This is a genomic window from bacterium (assembly GCA_009926305.1).
Taxonomy (GTDB): Bacteria; Bdellovibrionota_C; UBA2361; order UBA2361; family RFPC01; genus RFPC01.
Window position 1 is genome coordinate 42,613 of the sequence record RFPC01000009.1, and the last position, 7,301, is coordinate 49,913.

At 44.7% G+C, this 7,301-nt stretch carries 8 protein-coding genes; 4 read left to right on the forward strand and 4 right to left on the reverse strand.

Going from position 1 to position 7,301, the window contains the following annotated elements:
* Positions 1–189 precede the first annotated feature (189 nt).
* On the forward strand, positions 190–618 hold the full coding sequence (locus EBR25_03085) for a peptide chain release factor-like protein (protein NBW39968.1): 429 nt from the start codon (positions 190–192) through the stop codon (positions 616–618).
* Here the strand turns inward: EBR25_03085 and EBR25_03090 are convergent.
* The 3 genes from EBR25_03090 to EBR25_03100 form a co-directional block, all read right to left on the reverse strand.
* Positions 615–1,481, reverse strand: coding sequence for an FHA domain-containing protein (locus EBR25_03090; protein ID NBW39969.1), 867 nt, complete (start codon positions 1,479–1,481; stop codon positions 615–617). The genes EBR25_03085 and EBR25_03090 overlap by 4 nt on opposite strands.
* Before the next feature lie 66 nt (positions 1,482–1,547).
* Positions 1,548–1,874, reverse strand: coding sequence for a hypothetical protein (locus tag EBR25_03095; protein ID NBW39970.1), 327 nt, complete (start codon positions 1,872–1,874; stop codon positions 1,548–1,550).
* Between the two features lie 19 nt (positions 1,875–1,893).
* Entirely contained in the window at positions 1,894–2,205 is a 312-nt protein-coding gene (locus EBR25_03100) for a hypothetical protein (protein NBW39971.1), read from the reverse strand.
* Between the two features lie 268 nt (positions 2,206–2,473).
* Between EBR25_03100 and EBR25_03105 the strand changes: the two genes are divergently transcribed.
* The 3 genes from EBR25_03105 to EBR25_03115 all read left to right on the forward strand — a co-directional run bounded on the left by EBR25_03105 (position 2,474) and on the right by EBR25_03115 (position 6,072).
* Positions 2,474–3,823, forward strand: a complete 1,350-nt coding sequence (locus EBR25_03105) for a hypothetical protein (GenBank protein NBW39972.1) — start codon at positions 2,474–2,476, stop codon at positions 3,821–3,823.
* A 127-nt stretch (positions 3,824–3,950) separates the two neighbouring features.
* Complete coding sequence (locus EBR25_03110) at positions 3,951–4,649, forward strand: response regulator (protein ID NBW39973.1); 699 nt, start codon at positions 3,951–3,953, stop codon at positions 4,647–4,649.
* Between the two features lie 52 nt (positions 4,650–4,701).
* Complete coding sequence (locus EBR25_03115) at positions 4,702–6,072, forward strand: hypothetical protein (protein NBW39974.1); 1,371 nt, start codon at positions 4,702–4,704, stop codon at positions 6,070–6,072.
* Here the strand turns inward: EBR25_03115 and EBR25_03120 are convergent.
* Positions 6,044–7,297 carry a hypothetical protein gene (locus EBR25_03120; protein NBW39975.1) on the reverse strand — a complete coding sequence of 418 codons (1,254 nt, stop codon included), beginning with the start codon at positions 7,295–7,297 and terminating at the stop codon, positions 6,044–6,046. The genes EBR25_03115 and EBR25_03120 overlap by 29 nt on opposite strands.
* Between the last annotated feature and the right edge of the window lie 4 nt (positions 7,298–7,301).

Below are 7,301 nucleotides of genomic sequence, written 5' to 3' on the forward strand. Positions count from 1 at the left end.
ACTGCTCTCTCGTAAGACTCTGAAGTAAGAGAATAGAGACGAACGCCTGAAGAACGCTCTGACGGTGAAAGAAGTCTCTCTTTATCCGATAGAAAACCTCCTACTGAGCACTTTCGCTCTCTGAAAACGAGAATTACACTGGTCTCCATGCCGATAATTTAATCGCATATCATCTCGGCTATCTGTATCATGAGAAAATATCCGGTCACATTAGAGAAAGAACGCGAGCTACTTGAGCGTATGCTCAAACTCGGAATATTCGAGGATGACATAGACGAATCATTTATCCGTGGGAGTGGCAGCGGAGGGCAAAAAATTAATAAAACTTCCAATTGTGCTCGCCTTTATCATGCTCCGTCTGGAATTGAGGTGCGCTGCCAAACCTCGCGATCCCTTGCAATGAACCGCTTTTTGGCAAGAAGAATGCTCTGCGAAAAATTTGAAGAACAGAGTGAAGGCGAGAAGAGTAAAAAAGAAAGGGAAAGAGAGAAGATTCGAAGACAAAAACGAAAACGCTCTAAACGAGCAAAGGAAAAGATATTAGCGGAGAAGCGTGTGCAATCTGATAAAAAGTCGGGGCGAAAGAAAATTAAGATGGACTCAGATGATACAGATTAAAAGTCAGCAAGGCGAAATAATTGCTCTGTATCGGTGCTAACCCCCTCCACCGAACATACTGATACGGAGTCTTGAATTTGCTCCGCTGTTCTTCCATCAAATAAGAGGGTCTCGCCAGCCATATCGAGACAGCCAAATAATGCAAACGCTATGTTCAGCGGGTCGCCAATTAAATTCATTTCACCGCCAGATGCGTTCGCTCCAGTGGTCGCCTGAAGACCTGTCCCTGATGAAATCACTCCTCGAAGCACGAGGTCTCTGCCCGATTTCACCTCGAGCTTCTCATAGATACGCTGAAATGCCCTGATTGCTCGAAGGGACTGATTTTTGCCATCTCCACCCATCCAAAGCGCCACAGTCTTCTCTCCGATCTGACGATCGATTATTCCGTCAAATTCTTCAATAGTATCCTTTAGCGTGGTCTCTCTCTCAGAATCTCCCTCATGCTTATCGTTCACTGATATTTCAAATACGAGGACAGATACTGCTATGGGTCTCATTTGAGCTGTCATGGCTCTTGCACGAGTGGAACGAATTTCCTCAGGTTCATAGTCCGATGCAAGTTCAATTACTATTCGAACTTTCCCTATTTGAATTTCTTCAGAAGAACTCACATCACGCATCCCGTGTATGCGTACACCATTAACAAAAGTCCCATTCAGACTCTCAAAATCCGTAATCACAACACCACTTCTTGAGGCACTCAAGGAAGCATGAACCCGCGATACTCCAGGCTCTGAGATGACGAATTCATTCCCTTTATCTCGCCCAAGACGAATCTCATCCTGATCACAAAGAATGATTCGCTCTTGCATCCCATTCGATTGGGTAACCAATGCAACTGCTACCTTTTCTCTTGCCATGATTTCATCCTTTCTGTTCAGCCCAAGAATCTTCTAATACTTAACATCTCTCCTCAACCTATAATCTCAACGACCATAGACAACAAGTGAATCACTGCCATATATACCACCTAAAATTGAGAAGCGTTCTCGATCGCAATAAAAGACTTCCTCTAAATCCGCCTGCTTTACTGCATCCCCAATCGCATTGCTATTCCATATAGTTCGGGCACCAGGCAAGCGAGGAATAGATACAGTGACTATCCCTGAATCACTACGTCGTTCCCCTATCGGCGTGCTTTGCATATTTGTGCAGTAGGGCTCTACCGTATTTGTATAGAGAAATCCTCGAAAACATCCTGAAAAAAACAAAACAGCGACTATGAGTATTATCGTCCGGATGGAGAAGAGCATAATATGCATCACTTACCGATTAATCACCGTAGGCGATTGTCTTGCGTTCGGAATAGAGTCCAAAGAGATACGAACGATAAGCCACATCAAGATGCATGATGGTCGTAATACCTCCATTCCTCGCAGCAGCATCCGTCCCAGCATCCCCCCATGCAAATAACCATAAAACTGACTGGGATGAAGAGGTTCCGACTTTTGAGCCGAGCTCAGTTCTATTCACATCTTTATCAAGCGGCGCCTTGACATCGACATAGGCACATCCCGCTACTGCCACCAGTCCCCAAACAAGACACGCATATAAAATTCGCTTCGCCTTCACACTGCTCATCATACTCGTGGGCCCTCACTCTCTTGCTGCTACCATGCTCTAGCGTCCCATACCATCTCACGGAGAGAAAGAGCATAAGTCAGGATTAGAAACATGCTGAAGACAGTAACCACTATTTTCTTTGCCAGCCAGAACATACTTCAGCCCGTATTGGATGTTTGGTATACTTCTGACCAGATTCGCGCTTCAGAATGCCCTGTTACAACGAGCATCCTGCAAATGTCTTGAACTGCTCGAGATCCGAAGCTGCAATTATGGGAGGCGTCAAGTCATGGTACGCGAGAAGGCGATACAACAGGAGGAGAATAAAATCGAATCTTTAGGTTCCACGGAATCACAGGACTCTACTCTCTCCCCTGCTTCTGCTTCTGGATCTCATGCCTTTGAACACCTAATCCTGACATTTCTTGAAAGCTCTTCAAAAATTATCTCGGAAGAAATTCGCTTTAAGCACTTAAGACTCCTGCCGAGGGGCCTGTTTATCGAAGAGAGCGTGATAGAAAAAATAGAATTGCTATTATGCGACTGGCATCCCCTGCTGCCAGAGTCAAAAAAAATGATTTCGGCTGAAAAGCTGAAAAAATACTATCGAAATTCACTGAGTTCAGTACCGAAGTATCTTCTTGACGGGAAGGCGCTATTATTTGGCTATGAACTATGTCTGGCAAAAGGCACAGCCACGTTCCGCGATATTCCTGTCTTCAACGGCTCGCTCCTTGAAACTTCTTCATTTATCCACATGCGGGATCCCATTCTTTTTAATACCCCAGATATAACGACTGAGATAGGCAATGCCGGTTTAAGAATGCTTGTTTCATCGAGAAAACATCCTGTGAAACTTGATAATACTTCGCTACAACAGCTTGCTCTGACCTTGCAACGCTCCCAGGCAATTCCCAAAAAATATAGAGAAATCAAGCAGTCTTTGCGGCAAGCAGTCCCTGCATTTCGTGAAATCTGGGAACAAGCAAGGGTGATTCGTTCTAAACAGTCAGTTCTCATACCCAAAGAGCTTAGTGATGAGAAAGATGCCTGGTATCTGAGCTATAAAGACTTAATCTTTGTCCAAAGAAAAGAGGGGCAACTCGCCAAGGCTTATGGCCTTCGAGGGAAAAATCTGCATGAATTCCTCGTACATGAACTCTATGCTCTGAAAAATGATAAGCGACGATTCAAAACTGGAACTTTACACCTCGGCTCAAAAACCAAAGGTTACGGGGAGGTTGAACTGGAGAAAACTCATTACCAAATCCATCCAATATTCGTGAGAACATTCTTACTCCGCCTCGGATTTCACAGAGATATCACTGAAAAATTACCCCCTCGTTTTACTTTGGGTGATGCTCTTAAACAACTGATTGCAATTGTAGAGTCCTCTATCTGGATTGATGCTCGCGATGTGCCCCGCCACTATGCTGAGCAACAAACACCAGATACCAACTATCGTGCTCATGGAAAATGGATCTTTGCTATCAATAGAAAGCGAGAAATTCTCTCACTCTTTGACAAAACCGAGCGGACTCCCAAACGGCGGCCCCAAAACCACACCAGCCTAAAAACGAGCAACAAGAAGAAGAAACACCCGAAGCGACGCCTTCATGCTGCCAAGCCTGATAATTAGTTGAATTTACCCATAAACTTTGGAAAGGTCGCTCTACCGCCTCGGGGAAATAAACTTCCCTCTTGTTTTGTGATAGATTCCCAGGGAAACCGTTGGTGTGTCTGCTGACTACAGTAGGAAATGATTGATGGCAAAAGAAAAGATTTTAGTGGTCGAAGATGAAGATGATCTGAGAGAGCTCATCAGATACAACCTCGAGCAAGAAGGGTTTACGGTTATCGCAACCGACTCTGGCGAAGAAGCCCTAACTCTTGTGGCCACGAATCCGCCAGAGCTTGTCTGTCTCGATCTGATGTTGCCCGGAATGAATGGTCTTGATGTATGTCGCACATTGAAAGGAAATAGTTCTCTATCCTCTATTCCGGTCTTGATCATCAGCGCAAAGGGTGAAGAGACAGACATCGTCACTGGACTTGAGTTGGGAGCTGATGACTACATCACGAAACCCTTCAGCCCCAAAGTGCTCATCGCTCGAGCTCGAGCTATTCTCCGACGGAGAGGGTCAGCACCAACTCCGCAATCGAACTCTGACGAGCAATCTGTTCTCGTTCACGGCTTAAAGATTGACGCTCGAAAGCATGAGGTACACTTACATGAAAAGCGACTCATGCTCACGGGCACCGAATTCCGAATCCTGCACTTTTTATCACAGAATCCTGGCTGGGTGTTCACTCGCCAACAACTCGTTGAGAACTTACATGGCGATAATTATCCTGTAACAGAGCGATCAATCGATGTGCAAATAGCTGGGCTCAGAAAAAAGTTAGGGCCATCCTCTGATTATATCGAAACAGTGCGAGGGATAGGTTATCGGCTTAAGGAGTAAGTTTCCTTTGGAAGAAAGAAAAACTTTCACAAATACGAAGAGTGGATCCCACATGGCAAGGCCTCAGATGCAATCTCGGCTACGCAACCCAGTGCTTACTGGAGTAATACTGCATCTCTCTATCTTCATCTTTGTCATTTTTGCGGCGGATGCGAATCCTGCTCTTACCGCATCAATCATCACGCTTCTTTCCTTGATGTTCTTCCTGTTATGGAGAAAGGAGAAAAGGAGTCTTTCTTCAGAACCGATGGAGCAAACTGCTGAACAAACAGATCCTGATGACTCCCATCTGAATTCTCCACTTTTAGACGAGCTAAAATCGGCCTTAGAAGCAAGAGATGAGAAAGATGCGGTGCTATCAAGTATGAGCGAGGCGGTAATAGCGGTTAATGCGGATTATACCCTCCTCTCTATAAATGCTTCAGCGAGAAAGATGCTGAATCTTCCAGATAATATTTCTCCTGGATTACGTCTACAAGAAGTGGTTCAAGAGGACGCCTTTCATAGAATTGCAAAAATAGTCTTAGAAACAGGGGGTCAGATTGAAAACGAGATAAGACTGGAAGACGATCAACAGAGGCTTCTTTTCATCCATGGAACCCCACTGCTCAATAAACAGAAATTAAGCAATGGTGCGGTAATTGTATTCCGCGATATTAGTCGCATTCGAAAACTGGAGACCATTCACCAAGAGTTTGTCGCTAATGTTTCCCACGAATTAAAGACACCAATTACCTCTATTAAAGGATTCGTTGAAACACTCCTGAATGGTGCACTCGCTAATAGAGCAGATGCTGAGCGCTTTCTTGCTATTGTATCGAGACAAGCTGATAGACTCTCCACTATTATTGAGGACCTTCTTGCGCTCTCGAGGCTTGAACGACAGGGACGAGACCATGAGCTCTCACGGGAAGACATTCTTGTAGCCACCCTATTTGAGCGTTGCTACCAGGGATGCCTATTTAAACTAGACGAAAAACAAGTTCGATTGAATGTAAACTTCGATCACGACCTCTTTGTAAGTCTTAATCTTAATCTCATGGAGCAGGCTCTCATGAACCTGCTGAGTAATGCTATTAAATACAGTAGTCCCGACAGTGAGATTCTACTGGAGGCGCGCCGAGCGGGACAAACCGTATCATTCTCCGTCTCAGATAGTGGAATAGGGATCGCTGAGGAAGACCTCCCAAGAATTTTTGAGCGCTTTTATCGTGTCGATCGAGCTCGATCACGTCAAATGGGTGGGTCTGGACTAGGGCTTGCTATCGTCAAACATATAGCGCAGGTCCACGGCGGTAGTGTTCATGTAGAAAGCGCCATACATCGAGGCAGCCGCTTTGAGATAGTTCTTCCGCTCGCTACGCGAAAAGAAAAATGGCAAGAGTATGAGGTGGCTACCTCTCCTCATGCTCCTCCAAGATAGTATCAATGAACTGCTGAAGAGAGAGACCTACTTGCTCTCGAAGTATTTGTAACAGTCGCTCTCGATCAAATTCTTGAGCATGATTTGCAATAAAAACAATACCTTCTTTTCGAAGGTTGAGGTGACATGAAGAATCCTTTACTACCATTCCGACAGTTTCAAGAATAGAGGTTTGAATAAAAACTTCCTCAGGATGAAGAGCAGTCAAAAAATGGAGATAGGGAGCCTTATTTTCCTTATATGGATTTCTTAGTGTGTCTTCTACTACACTGAAGGCCTCCGATAAATCAGTTGAAGAAGCCAATGCTTGAGCACAGTACTTCGCTACGAGGTCGTTTCGATGCTCAAGCGCTAAAACTAACTGTTCCGAAATGATCGTGGTGTCTTCAACTTGCCGTAAAACTTCTGCACTTGCTAACTGGGTATGTGGATCATAAGAACCACGCAATCTGCTCATTAATCCGAGCAAGCCCTGCTGAGATATCTCTTGAGCAACAAGTGCACTGGATGCAATCTCGCGCACTCTCTCAATTCCACTTTCAAGTCCTTTTAATAAAGCGCTTTCACTAATTCCCTTTGAAACGACGTAGAATCGTAAATCCAGCGAAGCATGATTCAGAAAGAGATGATCTAAATATTCCTGCGTTTCGATCGGATTCTGGGACACTTCGACGAAAATATCTAGAAGCTTAGCCCCTTCTTGTCCCCCACACTGCGACAAAAGGGCACAAAGCTGACTCTCTACTACTGCGGGCTCATGCCTTGCTAACATTTTACAGAGACTCTTCCCATCAGAAAGAGATAGAGTAGTTACGTGATCTATCAAATTTCTTATTTGGGCTGCTTTCATCAATATGTCGGGGGTTTGTTCCACGCTCTCGTTTATCGTTGACAACATTCCCTGTTTCAGCGTGCTCTCCCCTAATTGCCCATACATCGATAAGAGCGTCAAAATTGGAGGCTTGAGCTTATCATCCGGAAACTGAGTCAATGCAATCAAAGCCGCACTCCGTAGTGCATCACTATCCTCAGCCGAAAATAAACGGTTATCATTATCTTCGTCCTGTCTTTCTTCCGTAATACTGGAGCGAAACTCAGTAGGAATTGTATTCGGGCTTTTATATATTTGCTGAAGAGTCTCACGAATGGATTCTCTCTCCTGCTCTTGTGCTGGCTCAGACAATCCAAGGATTCTTCCTAAAGCATATATCTGTCTCTTATACACATCT

Bases quoted from the DNA above. Each gene is read 5' to 3' on its own strand.
- EBR25_03085 (NBW39968.1), top strand. From the start codon at position 190: ATGAGAAAATATCCGGTCACATTAGAGAAAGAACGCGAGCTACTTGAG.
- EBR25_03090 (NBW39969.1), bottom strand. From the start codon at position 1,481: ATGGCAAGAGAAAAGGTAGCAGTTGCATTGGTTACCCAATCGAATGGG.
- EBR25_03095 (NBW39970.1), bottom strand. From the start codon at position 1,874: ATGCTCTTCTCCATCCGGACGATAATACTCATAGTCGCTGTTTTGTTT.
- EBR25_03100 (NBW39971.1), bottom strand. From the start codon at position 2,205: ATGATGAGCAGTGTGAAGGCGAAGCGAATTTTATATGCGTGTCTTGTT.
- EBR25_03105 (NBW39972.1), top strand. From the start codon at position 2,474: ATGGTACGCGAGAAGGCGATACAACAGGAGGAGAATAAAATCGAATCT.
- EBR25_03110 (NBW39973.1), top strand. From the start codon at position 3,951: ATGGCAAAAGAAAAGATTTTAGTGGTCGAAGATGAAGATGATCTGAGA.
- EBR25_03115 (NBW39974.1), top strand. From the start codon at position 4,702: ATGGCAAGGCCTCAGATGCAATCTCGGCTACGCAACCCAGTGCTTACT.